Raw genomic sequence first — 15,250 nt, 5'->3', positions numbered from 1 at the left:
CCGAGGGAGCGCAAGGCAGCTCATAACGTCAGGTAACTGATAAATCGGCTCAACAGGCCCAGACCAATGGTCACCGCCAGTACCAGCACCAGGAGCATCCACGGCCGGAAAGGCCGGCGCTCGACACGGTGTTGGGACAGTTGCAGGTACTCTTCGACATGCTTTTGGTCTTCGGGGTTCAGGCGGCTGGTCATATTTGCCTCGTCAGGTAGACGTTACTGAATGAGCACAGGCTACAGCGGTTTTCAGCCGGGGTGGAACGCAGCGTAGCCGCTGTCCGGGACCGGTTCGACGCTCACACTGTCGTCGAGGCGAATGATGCCGCTTTGTAACACTCGGGCGGTGATCCCGCCATGCCCGCGCACGGCTTGAAAAGTGCCCGGACCGAGATTGTTCTGCAAACGTGCGCAGGGCTGACACCAGCCAGTGGTTTCGAGTATCGCCTGCCCGATGCGAAAGCGCCGCCCCTTCAGGCTAAACAAATTGATTCCGCTTATAACGAGATTGCGCCGCAGATCTTCAGGCCCGATAGGTTGATCGTCGGGACGGCCCATCAAGGCGTTGATCACCGCCAGGTGTTCCCATTGAATCAGCGTCACCTGACGCGCGTTGCGCACGCCCGGTCTGGCGTGGTCGCCGGTGAGTCCGGCTTCCAGTCGCGCCTCGACCGCGTCGAGCTCAAGCATCGGCCCACGCGACGCCGGACGCACGCCGATCCAGCGCACTCGACCTGTTTGCGGTACTTCGGCGATCAACTGCTGCAGCGGCGTCACAGACTGATGCCCACGTCGAAGACGATGCTGCGGCCAAGGTTGCTGCGCAGAAAGTCCGGTGCGTCGGGGTGGGCGAACAGCACGCGGGCGAACGTCGGGCCGACCAGTGACAGCGAGCGCCAGCCCTGGCGCAGGTATTCGGTCGGTGGCGGGAAATGACTGTTGAGGTCCAGCACTTCGCGTTTGAGGCTGGCGAAGGCGATGATGTCCAGTTCACCCAGATCCATGCCGCGTTCCTTGTAGTTGTGCGCCTTCTTGCGCAGGGTCGGCGCCAGACGCAGGAGGAATTCATTGGCCGGGATGCGTTTCGGTTTGGCTTCGCGGCGCACCAGTTGGCTCAGGGAAAACGCGCTGCGCCGGCGCTGCAATTCATCGCGCCATTCATCGTTGAGGCGACGGCCTTCGTCGAGGACGAAAAAAACTTCGAAATTGGCATCGCGGAACAACACGTCAGGCGGCTCCCCGGCCGGGGCGAACTCGTCGGCGCGATAGGGAATGTTCAAACCTTGCAGCAGGCGCTGGCAGACCCAACGCTCACGCTCCCATTTGCGGGCATTGGACAGGAACGCGTTGGCTTGCTCGGCCGCGATGGTCAGCAGGCGTAAATAATCTGAATCATCCATAAGCCCAAGCTTAGCGTCCAAATGCGACAGGCAGATAGCTTTGCATTGGCCCAGATATAAACGCCGTGCGATTGCGCCCTTGTAGGAGCTGCCGAAGGCTGCGATCTTTTGCTTTTATAAAAAAGATCAAAAGATCGCAGCCTTCGGCAGCTCCTACAAAAAGCGTGTCGAGTAGCAGGTGAGGGAATCATGATCGGTGCCGAACTGCTTTCAACGGCAAGCCTGACGCTCGGCTGGCTGATTTATCTGCCGGTGCTGCTCTGGGCGATCATGCGCGCGCCGTGGGTCGAGCTGTTCAGCGACAGTCGTCGTCAGCACTTGCTGTTCGGCACGGTGTTCGCGCTGTTCCTGCTGTGGCTGGTGCGCAGGGATTTCGATACCGGCGTGTCTTATCACTTCATCGGCATGACGGCGGTCACGCTGCTGCTCGATTGGCCGCTGGCGATCGTCGGCGGGCTGATCGCGCAGACCGGTCTGGTGCTGTTGGGCCGTCAGGATCTGGCTGCGGTTGGGGTCAATGGCGCGTTGCTGATCCTGTTACCGGTATTGGTCACCGAATGCGTGGCGATCCTTGTCGAGCGCGCGCAGCCACGAAATCCGTTCGTTTACATCTTCTGTTCCGGCTTCTTTGCCGCCGCGTTGTCCGGGCTGGTGTGCCTGATCCTGAGCCTGACGCTGCTGTGGTACGACGGCCTGTTCGCCATGCCGGAGTGGCTGGAAGATTTCGTCGGTTACCTGTGGCTGCTGCTGTTTCCCGAAGCTTTCATCAACGGCATGGTGGTCAGTGCGTTGGTGGTGTTCTGCCCGGAGTGGCTGGAGACCTTCAACCGCACCCGCTACCTCTCGGCGCCATGGAAGGATGACGATCCGAAGTCTTGATCCACATCGAACCGCCATGCTTGCGGGCTTATGCGACCCCGATCAGCGATCAGTGACGCGGATCGAAATCGCCGGAAAACAACTCGTCTTCGGCGTCAGGGGCGACCGGAATCTTGTGCTCTTCCGAGGCCCAGGCGCCGAGGTCGATCAGTTTGCAGCGATCAGAGCAGAACGGACGGAATTTGTTCGCCGGGGTGAATTCGACGGGGGCGCCGCAGGTTGGGCATTCAACGGTTGGGATCTGGCTCATGCTTGGCCTCCGGATAAAGTCAGATAAAAGTGATGCAGACGCTCGACCTCGCTGTGCAGCCAGGCGAGGTCGCGGTCGTTGACGATCACGTCGTCGGCACGGCTCACGCGGTCTTCACGGCTCGATTGCGCCTTGAGGATCGCTTGCACTTGTTGTTCGCTGGTCTGGTCTCGCTGCAGGGTGCGTTCGATCTGCAGTTGCTGTGGCGCATCGATGACCAGGATACGTTGGGTTATCGCGTATTGCCCGGACTCGATCAGCAACGGTGAAACCAGAATCGCGTAAGGCGATTTTGCCTGCGCCAGATGATGAGCGATCTCTTCGCCGATCAACGGGTGCAGCAGCGCTTCGAGCCAACGCCGTTGTTCAGGGTCTTCGAAGATCAGTTTGCGCAGAGCGGCACGGTCGAGTGTACCGTCGGCCTGCAACACGCTGGGGCCGAAATGTTCGGCGATCTTCGCCAGCGCCGGACGTCCCGGCTCGACCACCCAGCGCGCGGCGTGATCGGCATCCACCACATGCACACCGAGGTCGATGAAGTGCTGGGCCGCCGCGCTTTTGCCGCTGCCGATGCCGCCGGTCAGGCCGAGAATCCAGGGTTTTTCCACAGGGGTATTCATTTCAAACCGACAGACTGCCAATAGAAGTCGGTTATTTGACCACCCCAGAGCAAGGCAATCCAGCCGGCAATTGCCAGAAAGGGCCCGAACGGGATCGGCGTCGAGGTTTCCTGGGCGCGCAGACGCAGCATGACGACGCCCAAAATCGCCCCCACCAGCGATGACAACAGAATGGTCAGCGGCAGAACCTGCCAGCCACCCCATGCACCGAGCAAGGCCAGCAGCTTGAAATCGCCATGGCCGATGCCGTCCTTGCCGGTGAGTAACTTGAACAGCCAGAACACCGACCACAGCGCCAGATAACCCGCGACCGCGCCCCACAGCGCATCGGACAACGGCACGAATACGCTGAAGCTATTGACGATCAGCCCCAGCCACAACATCGGTAGCACCAGCACATCGGGCAGCAGTTGATGCTCGCAGTCGATCAGACTCATCGCCAGCAAGCCCCACGTCAGCAAGATCAGCAAACCCGCCGGCCAGCCGAAGCCAAGGTGCCAGGCGATGAACGCCGAGAGCAGGCCGCAGGTCAGTTCGGTCAGCGGGTAACGTCTGCTGATCGGTGCCGAGCAGGCCGAGCAGCGCCCGCGCAGCAACAGATAACTGAGCAGCGGAATATTTTCCCAAGGGCGGATCCGGTGTCCGCAATGCGGGCACGCGGAATGTGGCAGCATCAGGTTGTAAGTCGGCGCAGGTGTTTCAATGGGCAGGCCGAGCACATCATGGGCCTGCTGGCGCCAGTCGCGCTCGAGCATTTTCGGCAGACGCCAGACCACAACATTGAGGAAGCTGCCGACCACCAGACCAAGCAGCAGCGCGGTGAGCACAAAGGCCAGCGGGTACACGGCAAACAGTTCGTCGATAGGCATGTCAGATCGCTGAGCCGAGTTGGAAGATCGGCAGGTACATGGCCACCACCAGTCCACCGACGATGACCCCCAGCACCACCATGATAAACGGCTCCATCAGGCTGGTGAGGTTGTCGACCATGTTATCGACTTCGGCCTCATAGAAACTGGCAACCTTGTCGAGCATGTCATCCAGTGCCCCGGACTCCTCGCCGATGGCGGTCATTTGTACCGCCATGTTGGGGAATACACCGGTGCTGCGCATCGAGAAATTCAGCTGCATGCCGGTCGACACGTCCTGCCGGACCCGCAGCACCGCACGCTTGAACACCACGTTGCCGGTGGCGCCGGCGACCGAATCGAGCGCTTCCACCAACGGCACACCGGCTGCGAATGTAGTCGACAAGGTGCGGGCAAAACGTGCAACGGCGGACTTGTACATCAAGGTGCCCACCAGCGGCAGCTTCAGTAGCCAGGCATCGCGACGGTCGCGCAGGGCCTGCGAAGTCTTCAGCGCGTGGCGAGTGCCGAAAAACGCCGCGACCAAGGCAAAGAGAATCGCCCACCACCACTGCTGCATGAACTCCGACAGGCTGATGATCATCAGAGTGAAGCCCGGCAATTCGGCGCCGAACCCGGAAAACACCGACTGGAACTGCGGCACCACTTTGACCAGCAGAATACCGGTCACCACTGCCGCCACCAGCACCACGGCAGTAGGGTAAGTCATCGCCTTCTTGATCTTGGCCTTGAGCGCTTCGCTTTTTTCCTTATAGGTCGCGACGCGTTCGAGCAAGGTATCGAGGGCACCGGACTGCTCGCCAGCGTCGACCAGATTGCAGTACAACTCGTCGAAGTATTGCGGTTTTTTGCGCAATGACGTGGCGAAGCTGTTACCGGCGGCGACCTCCTGTTTGACCTCGTCGACGAGTTTGCGCATGGCCGGGTTTTCGAAGCCCTCGCCGATGATGTCGAAGGACTGCAACAGCGGCACGCCGGCCTTCATCATGGTCGCCATCTGCCGGGTGAACAAGGCGATGTCCTGCGGCTTGATGCGTTTGCCGAAGCTCAGCAGGGAGGCGGATTTCTTGCGCACCTTGCCCGGGTTGATCCCCTGTTTGCGCAGCTGCGCCTTGATCAGTGCGGGATTCTGCCCACTCAACTCGCCGCTGACTTTGCTGCCTTTGCGATCCGTGCCTTCCCAGGCGTAAACGCTGACTTTTGCTGCCTTGACCGCCATGTTCAATCCTTGGTGACCCGGTTGATTTCCTCAAGGCTGGTGATGCCTTGCATGGCCTTGTGCAGCCCGGAGGTGCGCAGGTCGGCGAAACCGTCGCGGCGCATCTGGATGTCGATCTCCAGCGAATTGCCTTCGGCCATGATCAGCCGTTGCAGGTCCGGTGTGTTTTTTACCACTTCATAAATCCCCACGCGTCCTTTGTAACCGCCATTGCAGTGATCGCAACCGACCGGCTCGTAGATCGTGAAATGACCGATGCGTTCCTCGGGGAAGCCTTCCTTGAGCAAGGTTTCGTGCGGGATCTCCAGCGGCCGCTTGCAGTGCGCGCACAATTTGCGCGCCAGACGCTGGGCGATGATCAGGCTCACCGAGGTGGCGATGTTGAAACCGGGAATGCCCATGTTGTGCAGGCGCGTGAGGGTTTCCGCTGCGCTGTTGGTGTGCAGGGTCGACAGCACCAGGTGACCGGTCTGCGCAGCCTTGATCGCGATCTCGGCGGTTTCCAGGTCGCGGATCTCGCCGACCATGATCACATCCGGGTCCTGACGCAGAAACGAACGCAGGGCCTGAGCGAAATCCAGCCCCTGGCGGGGATTGACGTTGACCTGGTTGATGCCTTCCATGTTGATCTCCACCGGGTCTTCGGCGGTGGAGATGTTGATGTCGACGGTGTTGAGGATGTTCAGCCCGGTGTACAGCGACACGGTTTTACCGGAACCGGTGGGCCCGGTGACCAGAATCATCCCTTGCGGCTGTTTCAGCGCAGCGAGGTACAAGGCTTTTTGTTCGGCCTCGTAACCCAAGGCGTCGATGCCCATTTGCGCACTGGACGGGTCGAGAATCCGGATCACCACTTTTTCGCCCCACAGGGTCGGCAGGGTGTTGACGCGGAAATCGATGGATTTGCTTTTCGACAGGCGCATCTTGATCCGCCCGTCCTGGGGTTTGCGCCGTTCCGAAATATCGAGGCTGGCCATGACCTTCAAACGTGCGGCGATGCGCCCGGCCAACTGGATCGGCGGCTTGGCCACCTCGCGCAGCATGCCGTCGGTGCGCATGCGTACCCGGTAGTTTTTCTCGTAGGGCTCGAAATGCAGGTCGGAAGAGCCGCTCTTGATCGCATCGAGCAGCATCTTGTGCACGAAGCGCACGACTGGAGCATCGTCCGCATCGAGGCCGCCGATAACGTCCTGCTTGTTGTCATCGATGGACTCGACGTCGAGGCCGTCGAGATCGACATCGGCCATTTCTTCCAGGCCCGAAGCATGGCTGTCGAAGAACTTGTCGATGGCGTCGCTGAGCTTGTCGTCCTCGACCAGAATCGCTTCGGTGCTCAGGCCGGTGCTGAACTGGATGTCGCTGATTGCCTGCTGATTGCTCGGGTCGGATAGACCCACGAACAATTTGTTGCCACGTCGCCACAGGGGCAGGGCGCAGTGCTGGCGAACCAGTTTTTCGCTAACCAGGCCCTTGGGCTGGGTCTCTTTGTCGAGGCAATTGAGATCGAGCAGGGCCATGCCGAAATGTTCCGAGGCAATCTCGGCGATCTGCCGGCTGTTGACCAGTTTGTTGTGCACCAGGTAATTGACCAGCGACACACGATTGCGCTGGGCCTGCGCCCAGGATTGCCGGGCGCTTGTTTCCGTGAGCAATTCGGCCTGGACCAATTGCTTGGCCAGACCGCTCAGAGCGATGTCATTCATGGGGATTCCGCACGCTTGCCGTTCATGACTTATAGCCTAGTCAAGTGACAGCGCCAAACACGGCCGGTGCAGGTGACAAAAAGTGTCAGATAGTGCGGTTGCCGGTTGTAGGAAACGGCGTCGGGGAATGCGCGCGCCCAGCAGACAGGGCCAAAAGGGCGTTGGCATGGGCTGTGCTGAGCCTTGTTCAGATCATGAGATTTCGACTCATGCATGGAGCGTGTCTATGAAAAAACAACAAGGCTTTACATTGATCGAGCTGCTGATCGTTGTGGCGATCATCGGCATTCTGGCGACAATCGCCCTGCCGCAGTATTCGAAATATCAGGCGCGGTCGAAGGTGACGGCGGGGCTGGCGGAGATTACTGCGCTCAAAGTACCGTTCGAGGACACGATCAATCAGGGCGGCACCCCGGATCTGACGAACGTCGCCAACGGTACTACTGCCACTTCCAACTGTACGTTGGCGGTTACAGGCACCGCGTCTACAGGCGCAGGATCAATCACTTGTACCTTGCTTAACGCGCCGGGTCCGGTTCTGGGTAAAACCGTCACGCTTTCTCGATCAGGATCCGCCACGGGCAATACTTCAGGCGCATGGACCTGCGCGACAACTGTCAACGCCGATTACTCGCCTCGTGGCTGCACGGCCAGCGGTGCGTAATCCGGTTCGCGCCTGAAGCCCGAATGCCCCGCACCGCGGGGCATTTTCTTTTCGCGAGCACTTCACAAAAGCTCCAATAATTTCAGCAGCTTATGAACTTTCCAAAAAACCGCAACTTGCATGCGAAATTGAGGTGAGTCATGCATTTTGCATGAAAATGAAAATCAGCGTTTTTCATAACTCTCTGTTTTTAAACGATTTTATACGGTCGAAAAAGTTGGCACAGCGTTCGCAATATCTCCGGTAACCCTGCTGACAAGCGTTACAGCAGACTTCCAGTAAAAACAGGAGTTACTCGTATGAAGAAGTTCGCTATCACTGCCGCTGCTACCGCTCTGACCCTGACCATGGCTGGTGGCGCTTTCGCCCAGTCCGCTCAGGCTACCCAAGCGCCAATGGTTCTGGCTGCCGGTGAAGTTACCAAGGCTAAAGAAGCTACTTCCGACACTTGGATCACCACCAAAGTGAAAAGCGATCTGGTTACCGAAAAAGGTATTCCAGGCACCGACATCAAAGTCGAAACCAACAAGGGTGTAGTTTCCCTGTCTTCTGACGTAGCTGTTACCGAAGCTCAGAAAACCACCGCGGTGAACATCACCAAGAAAATCAAAGGCGTTAAAGCAGTTTCTGCTGACGGCCTGAAAGCCGACTAAGGCAAGACTTCTCGCCTGAACCGGGAGAAGACGCGACAGACGGGCCGAGCAATACGTCTGCCGCAACTTTAGAGTTCATGCGAACGGTCACACGGATGTGACCATTACAGGCCCCGGCACTTGTGTCGGGGCCTGTTCTATTCATGGGTCACACAAAGCAAATGTAGGAGTGAGCCTGCTCGCGATAGCGGTCTGTCAGTTGACTGATGTCTCGACTGACAAACTGCGATCGCGAGCAGGCTCACTCCTACAGGGATGATGTATTGATCAGTTACCGCGTTTGCTGTTGATCTGCCGCAGGCGATTGCCTTCGAAACGCAGGTACTGGTACATGCCGTTGTTCGGGCCGTAGGTCCATTCCTCGACCTGAAACTCTTCGCGCCGATTGGCACTGCGCTTGTAGCCGAGCACGTCCCGGCCGGCCGGCTCGCCACATTTTTGCAGCACCTCGCTCGTGCGGTCGCCGAGGCTGATCAACTGGCTGCCGCAGCGCAAAGTGTCCGAAGCCGACGCGTGGCCAGCAACACATATCAGAGCGATCATCGCCAGCCAGTTACGCATGATCATTCGGCATCCAGATGCATTTGCGTTACCACGCGGCCATCGCTTTCGGCTTCGCCGAGGTTGGCGTCGATGAAGTACACCCGGTCATCCTCGAGCTTGCCCTTGTCGACCAGATAATCCTTGATGGTGCTGGCGCGATCCTGGCCCAACTGTCGCAGCAGCACGTCGCTACCACTCCAGAACGCGATCACGCCCTGGCGCATTTTTGCCGTGCGTTCTTCCTTGCCCAGATCCTTCCATTCTGCTGGCGGCTGGGTTTTCAGGCGGGTGCGGTAGATACCTTCGAGCAGCGCGCCTTTCTCGCCTTCCGGCACTTGCAGCAGCGAGGCCTGGGCCGGGACTTTATCGCCACGGCGCTGGAGCATCTTGTAGTAGTTGTACTGGTATTCGCGTTCCAGACGCTGCTCGGCGAGCAACGGCCCGTCGCTGCTTTTCGCGGCAGTGCCTTCAATTTCCAGGCGTAGCGCCGGACGCTCCTTGAGCGCTTGCGACAGTTTCACCAGCGCCGCTTCGGCGTCTTTGCTCAAGTCGCTGGAGCCCGGCGCGAAGGATACGGTGCCGAGGTCTTCGGAGCCGCCACCACTGACCAGCCCACCGATCATCTTGAACGGCGCGGCGGCGGCTTTGACGATGAGGTTGCGCAGGGTCTGCCAGACGATCGGCATCACGCTGAACTGCGGATTGTTCAGGTCGCCGGTCACCGGCAATTCGATGGAGATCTTGCCGTCGACGTCCTTGAGCAGGGCGATCGCCAGTTTCAGCGGCAGACTCACCGCATCGGGGCTGTCGACTTTCTCGCCCAGTTGCAGTTGCTCGACCACGACCTTGTTCTCGGCCTTCAACTGACCCTTGGTGATCAGGTAATGCAGGTCAAGATTCAGCCGGCCCTTGCGGATACGGTACCCGGCGAACTTGCCGGAGTAGGGCGTCAGGGTCGTCAGTTCGACGCGTTTGAAACTGGTGGCGATGTCGAGGCTGGCCATCGGGTCGAACGGATTGACCGCACCCTTGATCGTCACCGGCGCATAACGGTCGACCTTGCCTTTGATGTCGACGCTGGCCGGTTTTGCCTGACGACTGTCGATGGTGCCGATCTGGCCGTTGAGCTGCTGCACGGCGGTAGCGAAATTCGGGGTCAGGCTGAAATCGGCGAAGTTGGCCGAGCCGTCGTTGATCGCAATCGCGCCAATATGAATGCCCAGCGGCTTGTCCTTGCCGGCCGGTTTGCTTCCGGCCGGTTTTGCACCGCTGTCCGCCGGTTGCGGAATCAGCAAATCGTCGACGTTGGTGGTGCGGTCGTCGTTGATCATGAAACGCACGTACGGCTGTAACAGGTTGACCTTGTCGATCGACAGGCTGTCGCCGTGCTGATAGTTGATGCCGTCGACCACCACTTGCTGCCATTTCAGGAAGTCGCGGGTCTTGAGCGTATCGAGGGTGTGCAACTGATCGATCTGTGCGCGGCCGGTGACGCTGAGGGCCAGCGGTTCGGTGCTTTTCAGGTCGACCCTGAGATCACTGCCAAGCATGCCGCTGCGCAGTTCCAGACGAATGAACGGGTTGATATAGGATTGCGCGACCCGCAGGTCGACATCCTGGGTTTTCACGTTGAGCTGCGCATTCACCGGGGCCAGATTGACCGTACCGTCGGCGCTGATCCTGCCTTGCTTGCCCAGGCCGCTGTCGAGCCTGAGCTTGAAAGGCGAGCCGTTGAGGCTGTCGAAATCCTGCAGGTCGACGTTCAGTGGGGTGATGTCCAGCGCCACCGCCGGCTGTGCTGAACGGTCGGCGAGATGGACCGTGTAGTTGCGCAGTTGCACATCCTTGACCAGCACCTGCCATGGCTTGCTCGGTGCAGTCGATTCAGCCTTCGGCGAGTCGGCGGCCGCTGGTGCATCAGCCGGTTCGGCAGCGGCTTTGGCAGCCGGTTTCGACGGTTGGCTGGCGAACAGTTTCTGCCAGTCCAGTTGGCCATCGGCTTCCAGCGCCGCCCAGGTTTCCAGCTTGTTGCTGCGGATCTTGCCGACCACCACTTGCTGCTTGGCCAGGTCCAGCGAGGTTTCGCTGACGTCGAGACGTTCGAGCCTGGCCAGTGGGCGTCCATCCGGGGCCTTGATGGCGAACGGCGCGATGCTCACCGCGACGTTGTTCAGCAGCAGTTCGGTTTGTTTCGACAGGTTGAGTTTGTAGTCGGTGCTGAGGCTGACTACGCCGTTTTCCAGTACCAGCGGCACGGCGTCGCGGACGTAGGGCCAGAAGGATTTCATCTGGCCATCGGTGACTTTCAGGGTGCCTTCGGAGGTGAACGGGATCAGGCTGAAGTTGCCCGTCCAGTCGATCCGCCCGCCAGCGGGGCCGATCGCGATAAGGGTCATGTCGGCGCTGTCTTCGGGCAGGGTGCTGAGGTTTTTCAGCTCGAAACTGAGGTCGTCGTAGAGGAATTCGATCGGCTCGCTGGGGCGTGCGTCCTCGAAATGCACGACGCCGCCGGCCAGTTTGATGTTGTCGATGCGCAGCGGAAATGGCTTGGCGTCGGGATCGGCGGGGGTCGGCTCGCTCGGCGGCACGTTGAACAGGCCCAGCAGGTTGAGCTTGCCGTCCTTGGCGAAGAGGATTTCGCTCTTGGGTTTGTCCAGTTCGATGTCCGACAGGTGCAGCGCTTTGGTCCACAGGCTGTCGATTTGCAGGTTGGCGTAGAGACGATCAAAGCCGACCTGTTCCTTGCCCGGCTCGCCGATGACCAAGCCCCACAGGGTGACCTCAAGGCTGAACGGGTTGAGTTCGATACGCTGCAAATGCGCTGGCAGCGTCGCGTAGTTCGCCAGTTGCTGGTTGGCCACACGCAAGGCAATGCCCGGCAGGATCAGAAACCCCAGCAGGCTGTAGAGGGCCAGGGCTGTCAGCAGTGCGCCAATCGCGCGAATCAATCCTTTGGGCATGTGCGGCTTCATCTGTCTGAATCGGAGTGCCTTGGAGTATGGCACGCGATTCTGGTTCCGAAGTGCTTGATGTGGGACAGGATTGTTCAGAAATTTCTGTAGGAACAGATCCCCATTGTAGGAGTGAGCCTGCTCGCGATAGCGGAGTGTCAGTCAGCAATTCTGGTCACTGACAGACCGCTATCGCGAGCAGGCTCACTCCTACAACGGGCGCGGCGTCGTCAAAAAGCAATCACAGCTGCAAGATCAGCGTCTTCAGCGGTGGCTGCTGATCACGCGAGGGGAAGTCGGCGCCCGGGGTCATCACGCTCCATTCACGCACTGGGCGGCCGGCTTTTTCGGCGCAGCGCAGCACTTGTTCGCGCCAGTCGTCCATGCTGACTTTCGCCAGGTTGTTGCAGCAGATCAGCACGCCGTCATCGGCGGTAGTGAGCAGCGCGGGTTTGAGCAGGCTTTGATAATCGCGCAGCAGGTCGACCGTGCCGAACGCGCTTTTCGCCCACGCCGGCGGGTCGAGCAGCACCAGATCGTATTGGCGCTGTTCGAGGCGCTGATAGCTCGGCAACTTCTGCCCGCGCCGCTGGCTGATCGGCAGGCCAGCAAGCTGACGGATCGCCGGGAAGTAATCGGACTGAATGAATTGCATCTCCGGCAGTTGCGGGTTGAGCAAACCGTTCTCGCGACCGACCGCCAGATTGCCCTCGGCGAAATCGAGGTTGCACACCTTGAGCGCACCGCCGGCCGCAGCACTGAGGCCAACGCCACAGGTATAGGCGAACAGGTTGAGCACGCTTTTTCCTTGCGCGTGATCCTTGACCCAGCCGCGCGTATTGCGCAGGTCGAGGAACAACAGCGGATCCTGCCCGGCATGACGCCCGCGCACGCGGTAGTTCAGGCCCCATTCATGGCCGACCAGATCGGCCAGTGCGGCGTCATCGGCTTTATAGACACTGTCCTCGCGATCAATCCGCGAATTGCCACGGGAGCGGTCGTTGTAGACCAGCAGGGTGTCGAAGCCCAGCGTCTGGTTGACCATGGCGTGCAGTTGCAGCAGGTCGTCACGCTCCAGCGTCTGATGAAAACTCTGCACCAGCAGTTGCGGGCCGTAGCGGTCGATGGTCAGGCCGCCAGCGCCTTCCTGGCTGCCATGGAACAGCCGATAGCAATCGGTGCCCTGGCTGTGCAGCGCAGCGAGCAGGTCCTGGCGTTGATCGAGGGCGGCGCGCAGCGCCTGATTCAAGGAAGACATGCGGGCGCCTTGCTGAAAAAACGCGAAGCTTAGCAGTCGGGGAGCTTCAAGCGGCAAGTTTCTAGCTGCAAGCTAAAAGCGAAAAGCTGCGCGGACCGCTTTAGCTTGCAGCTTGTAGCTAGAAACTTGCAGCTCTCAAGTATTGAGCCGCTTGTCAACGAGGTCCTGCACCACACTTGGGTCAGCCAGCGTCGAGGTGTCGCCCAGACTGTCGAGCTCGTTGCAGGCAATCTTGCGCAGGATCCGCCGCATGATCTTGCCCGAGCGGGTTTTCGGCAGCGCCGGTGCCCATTGGATCAGGTCCGGTTTGGCGAAGCTGCCGATCTCCTTGCTGACATGCGCCAGCAAGTCTTTCTTCAGCTCTTCGTTGGCCTCGGTGCCGTTCATTGGTGTGACAAAGGCATAGATGCCCTGGCCTTTGACGTCGTGTGGATAACCGACCACGGCGGCTTCGGCGATGCTGTCGTGCAGCACCAGTGCGCTTTCCACCTCGGCGGTACCGATACGGTGGCCGGAGACGTTGATCACGTCGTCGATGCGCCCGGTGATCCAGTAATCGCCATCCTCATCGCGGCGGGCGCCGTCGCCGGTGAAGTAATAGCCGGGGTAGGGCTTGAAGTAGGTGTCGATCATCCGCTGTGGATCGCCGTAGACGCTGCGAATCTGCGCCGGCCAGCTCGATTTGATCGCCAGCACGCCGCTGCCAGCGCCGTGGATTTCCTTGCCGTGTTCATCAAGCAATACCGGCTGCACGCCGAACATCGGTTGCGTCGCGCAGCCGGGTTTGATCCGTTGGGCGCTGACCAGCGGGCTGAGCATGATGCCGCCGGTTTCGGTCTGCCACCAGGTGTCGACGATCGGGCAGCGCTGTTCACCGACAACGTTGAAATACCAGTCCCACGCTTCCGGGTTGATCGGCTCACCGACGCTGCCGAGCAATCTCAGGCTTGCGCGCGAAGTTTCCTTCAACGGCCCGGCGCCCTCGCGCATCAGCGCGCGCAGGGCGGTCGGTGCGGTGTAGAAGATGTTGACCTTGTGTTTGTCGATGACCTGCCAGAAACGCGAACTGCTCGGGTAGCTCGGCACGCCTTCGAACATGAGTGTGGTCGCACCGTTGGCCAGCGGCCCGTAGACGATATAACTGTGGCCGGTGACCCAGCCGACGTCGGCGGTGCACCAGAACACTTCGCCGTCGCGGTAATCGAGTACGTACTTGAAGGTCATTGCCGCTTGCAGCAGGTAGCCGCCGGTGGTGTGCAGCACGCCTTTGGGTTTGCCGGTGCTGCCGGAGGTGTAGAGGATGAATAACGGGTCTTCGGCGTCCATCGGTTCCGGTGGGCAATCGTCGTCGACTTCGCGTATGGCCTGGTGATACCAGAGGTCGCGGCCCTCGAGCCAATCGACCTCGCCCTGAGTGCGCTGGACGACCACAACGGTGCTGACGTTCGGGCAACTTTGCAGGGCTTTGTCGACGTTGTTTTTCAGTGGCACGAAGCGCCCGCCGCGTACGCCTTCATCAGCAGTGATGACGGTGCGGCAGTCGGCGTCGAGGATACGGTCGCGCAGGGAATCCGGCGAGAATCCGCCGAATACCACCGAATGAATCGCGCCGATCCGCGCACAGGCAAGCATGGCGTAGGCGGCTTCGGGGATCATCGGCATGTAGATGCACACCCGGTCGCCTTTCTTCACGCCACGGCTTTTCAGCACATTGGCCAGGCGGCAGACGTGGTGATGGAGTTTCTTGTAAGTGATCTGCGCCGATTCGGCAGGGTCGTCGCCTTCCCAGAGCAGGGCGGTCTGTTCGCCACGTTGTGCGAGGTGACGGTCGATGCAGTTGTAGCTGACGTTGAGCTTGCCGCCGGCAAACCAGGCCGCTTCACCGGTTTTCAGGTCATAGCGCTGAACGGTCTGCCACGGCGTGCTCCAGTCGAGAAAACGCGTGGCCTGCTCGGCCCAGAATGCGCTGGGGTGTTCAATCGACTCGCGGTACAGCCGCCGGTAGTCTTCCTGGCTCAACTGAGCAGCCTGGCGCACGGCATCGGCTTCGGGGAACGTGCTGATATCGAACATGACGGTTCCTTATTCTTGTGGTGCGACAGGAATAAAGATGCGCCGAGCGCTGCGCAGGTTCAAGTCATGCGCCAAAACAACTGTGGGAGCGAGCCTGCTCGCGAAGGCGGAGTATCAATCAACAAAGGTGTTGAATGAAAAACCGCTTTCGCGAGCTGGCTCGCTCCCACAG

At 59.9% G+C, this 15,250-nt stretch carries 15 protein-coding genes; 3 read left to right on the top strand and 12 right to left on the bottom strand.

Annotated elements, in window-relative coordinates:
* Nucleotides 1-20: 20 nt before the first annotated feature.
* Genes LIS66_RS22800 through LIS66_RS22790 form a run of 3 tightly spaced genes read right to left on the bottom strand, consistent with a single transcriptional unit; the run spans nucleotide 21 to nucleotide 1,396 of the window.
* Complete coding sequence (locus LIS66_RS22800) at nucleotides 21-194, bottom strand: DUF3094 domain-containing protein (RefSeq protein ID WP_007909875.1); 174 nt, start codon at nucleotides 192-194, stop codon at nucleotides 21-23.
* A 51-nt stretch (nucleotides 195-245) separates the two neighbouring features.
* Nucleotides 246-773: an MOSC domain-containing protein gene (locus tag LIS66_RS22795; RefSeq protein WP_042610484.1), complete on the bottom strand. Its 528-nt coding sequence runs from the start codon at nucleotides 771-773 to the stop codon at nucleotides 246-248.
* Complete coding sequence (locus tag LIS66_RS22790) at nucleotides 770-1,396, bottom strand: DUF1780 domain-containing protein (RefSeq protein ID WP_007909887.1); 627 nt, start codon at nucleotides 1,394-1,396, stop codon at nucleotides 770-772. Before LIS66_RS22790 ends, LIS66_RS22795 begins: the two co-directional genes overlap by 4 nt.
* Nucleotides 1,397-1,585: 189 nt before the next feature.
* On the opposite strand from LIS66_RS22790, the gene LIS66_RS22785 reads away from it, so the two are divergent.
* Complete coding sequence (locus LIS66_RS22785) at nucleotides 1,586-2,275, top strand: energy-coupling factor ABC transporter permease (protein WP_083353590.1); 690 nt, start codon at nucleotides 1,586-1,588, stop codon at nucleotides 2,273-2,275.
* 49 nt (nucleotides 2,276-2,324) lie between these two features.
* Here the strand turns inward: LIS66_RS22785 and yacG are convergent, their stop codons facing one another.
* The 5 genes from yacG to pilB are packed head-to-tail and all read right to left on the bottom strand — an operon-like array spanning nucleotide 2,325 to nucleotide 6,936.
* Nucleotides 2,325-2,525, bottom strand: coding sequence for a DNA gyrase inhibitor YacG (gene yacG, locus LIS66_RS22780; RefSeq protein ID WP_016773149.1), 201 nt, complete (start codon nucleotides 2,523-2,525; stop codon nucleotides 2,325-2,327).
* The gene (gene coaE / locus LIS66_RS22775; RefSeq protein WP_227973087.1) at nucleotides 2,522-3,145 is read right to left on the bottom strand and encodes a dephospho-CoA kinase; all 624 of its coding nucleotides are present in this window, start codon (nucleotides 3,143-3,145) and stop codon (nucleotides 2,522-2,524) included. The genes yacG and coaE overlap by 4 nt, the downstream gene beginning before the upstream one ends.
* Nucleotides 3,142-4,014 carry a prepilin peptidase gene (locus tag LIS66_RS22770; protein ID WP_227973086.1) on the bottom strand — a complete coding sequence of 291 codons (873 nt, stop codon included), beginning with the start codon at nucleotides 4,012-4,014 and terminating at the stop codon, nucleotides 3,142-3,144. Before LIS66_RS22770 ends, coaE begins: the two co-directional genes overlap by 4 nt.
* A gap of 1 nt (nucleotide 4,015) precedes the next feature.
* Nucleotides 4,016-5,233: a type II secretion system F family protein gene (locus LIS66_RS22765; RefSeq protein ID WP_065615667.1), complete on the bottom strand. Its 1,218-nt coding sequence runs from the start codon at nucleotides 5,231-5,233 to the stop codon at nucleotides 4,016-4,018.
* Between the two features lie 2 nt (nucleotides 5,234-5,235).
* On the bottom strand, nucleotides 5,236-6,936 hold the full coding sequence (pilB, locus tag LIS66_RS22760) for a type IV-A pilus assembly ATPase PilB (protein ID WP_042610478.1): 1,701 nt from the start codon (nucleotides 6,934-6,936) through the stop codon (nucleotides 5,236-5,238).
* 226 nt (nucleotides 6,937-7,162) lie between these two features.
* Here pilB and LIS66_RS22755 point away from each other — a divergent pair, with 226 nt between their 5' ends.
* Both LIS66_RS22755 and LIS66_RS22750 read left to right on the top strand, forming a co-directional pair.
* Nucleotides 7,163-7,600 carry a pilin gene (locus LIS66_RS22755; RefSeq protein ID WP_227973085.1) on the top strand — a complete coding sequence of 146 codons (438 nt, stop codon included), beginning with the start codon at nucleotides 7,163-7,165 and terminating at the stop codon, nucleotides 7,598-7,600.
* A 299-nt stretch (nucleotides 7,601-7,899) separates the two neighbouring features.
* Nucleotides 7,900-8,253 carry a BON domain-containing protein gene (locus LIS66_RS22750; RefSeq protein ID WP_064364127.1) on the top strand — a complete coding sequence of 118 codons (354 nt, stop codon included), beginning with the start codon at nucleotides 7,900-7,902 and terminating at the stop codon, nucleotides 8,251-8,253.
* 267 nt (nucleotides 8,254-8,520) lie between these two features.
* On the opposite strand, the gene LIS66_RS22745 is transcribed toward LIS66_RS22750, so the two are convergent.
* The 4 genes from LIS66_RS22745 to acs all read right to left on the bottom strand — a co-directional run bounded on the left by LIS66_RS22745 (nucleotide 8,521) and on the right by acs (nucleotide 15,078).
* Nucleotides 8,521-8,820 (bottom strand): DUF2845 domain-containing protein, encoded by a 300-nt coding sequence (locus tag LIS66_RS22745; RefSeq protein ID WP_227973084.1) that lies wholly within the window; start codon nucleotides 8,818-8,820, stop codon nucleotides 8,521-8,523.
* A complete protein-coding gene (locus LIS66_RS22740) occupies nucleotides 8,817-11,768 on the bottom strand; it encodes a DUF748 domain-containing protein (protein ID WP_227973083.1) in 2,952 nt (983 codons plus the stop codon). Before LIS66_RS22740 ends, LIS66_RS22745 begins: the two co-directional genes overlap by 4 nt.
* Before the next feature lie 220 nt (nucleotides 11,769-11,988).
* Nucleotides 11,989-13,005: a class I SAM-dependent rRNA methyltransferase gene (locus LIS66_RS22735; RefSeq protein WP_227973082.1), complete on the bottom strand. Its 1,017-nt coding sequence runs from the start codon at nucleotides 13,003-13,005 to the stop codon at nucleotides 11,989-11,991.
* Nucleotides 13,006-13,140: 135 nt separating this feature from the next.
* Nucleotides 13,141-15,078 carry an acetate--CoA ligase gene (gene acs / locus LIS66_RS22730; RefSeq protein WP_227973081.1) on the bottom strand — a complete coding sequence of 646 codons (1,938 nt, stop codon included), beginning with the start codon at nucleotides 15,076-15,078 and terminating at the stop codon, nucleotides 13,141-13,143.
* Between the last annotated feature and the right edge of the window lie 172 nt (nucleotides 15,079-15,250).

This window comes from Pseudomonas sp. HN2 (genome assembly GCF_020736465.1).
In the GTDB taxonomy this organism is placed as follows: Bacteria; Pseudomonadota; Gammaproteobacteria; order Pseudomonadales; family Pseudomonadaceae; genus Aquipseudomonas; species Aquipseudomonas moraviensis_A.
The sequence above is the reverse complement of the archived record's forward strand: the minus strand, read 5'-3'. Positions and strand labels throughout refer to the sequence as shown.

Coding starts and splice junctions, on each gene's coding strand:
- LIS66_RS22785 (WP_083353590.1), top strand. CDS start 1,586: ATGATCGGTGCCGAACTGCTTTCAACGGCAAGCCTGACGCTCGGCTGG.
- LIS66_RS22735 (WP_227973082.1), bottom strand. CDS start 13,005: ATGTCTTCCTTGAATCAGGCGCTGCGCGCCGCCCTCGATCAACGCCAG.
- acs (WP_227973081.1), bottom strand. CDS start 15,078: ATGTTCGATATCAGCACGTTCCCCGAAGCCGATGCCGTGCGCCAGGCT.
- LIS66_RS22765 (WP_065615667.1), bottom strand. CDS start 5,233: ATGGCGGTCAAGGCAGCAAAAGTCAGCGTTTACGCCTGGGAAGGCACG.
- pilB (WP_042610478.1), bottom strand. CDS start 6,936: ATGAATGACATCGCTCTGAGCGGTCTGGCCAAGCAATTGGTCCAGGCC.
- LIS66_RS22750 (WP_064364127.1), top strand. CDS start 7,900: ATGAAGAAGTTCGCTATCACTGCCGCTGCTACCGCTCTGACCCTGACC.
- coaE (WP_227973087.1), bottom strand. CDS start 3,145: ATGAATACCCCTGTGGAAAAACCCTGGATTCTCGGCCTGACCGGCGGC.
- LIS66_RS22755 (WP_227973085.1), top strand. CDS start 7,163: ATGAAAAAACAACAAGGCTTTACATTGATCGAGCTGCTGATCGTTGTG.
- yacG (WP_016773149.1), bottom strand. CDS start 2,525: ATGAGCCAGATCCCAACCGTTGAATGCCCAACCTGCGGCGCCCCCGTC.
- LIS66_RS22770 (WP_227973086.1), bottom strand. CDS start 4,014: ATGCCTATCGACGAACTGTTTGCCGTGTACCCGCTGGCCTTTGTGCTC.
- LIS66_RS22800 (WP_007909875.1), bottom strand. CDS start 194: ATGACCAGCCGCCTGAACCCCGAAGACCAAAAGCATGTCGAAGAGTAC.
- LIS66_RS22790 (WP_007909887.1), bottom strand. CDS start 1,396: ATGGATGATTCAGATTATTTACGCCTGCTGACCATCGCGGCCGAGCAA.
- LIS66_RS22740 (WP_227973083.1), bottom strand. CDS start 11,768: ATGAAGCCGCACATGCCCAAAGGATTGATTCGCGCGATTGGCGCACTG.
- LIS66_RS22745 (WP_227973084.1), bottom strand. CDS start 8,820: ATGATCATGCGTAACTGGCTGGCGATGATCGCTCTGATATGTGTTGCT.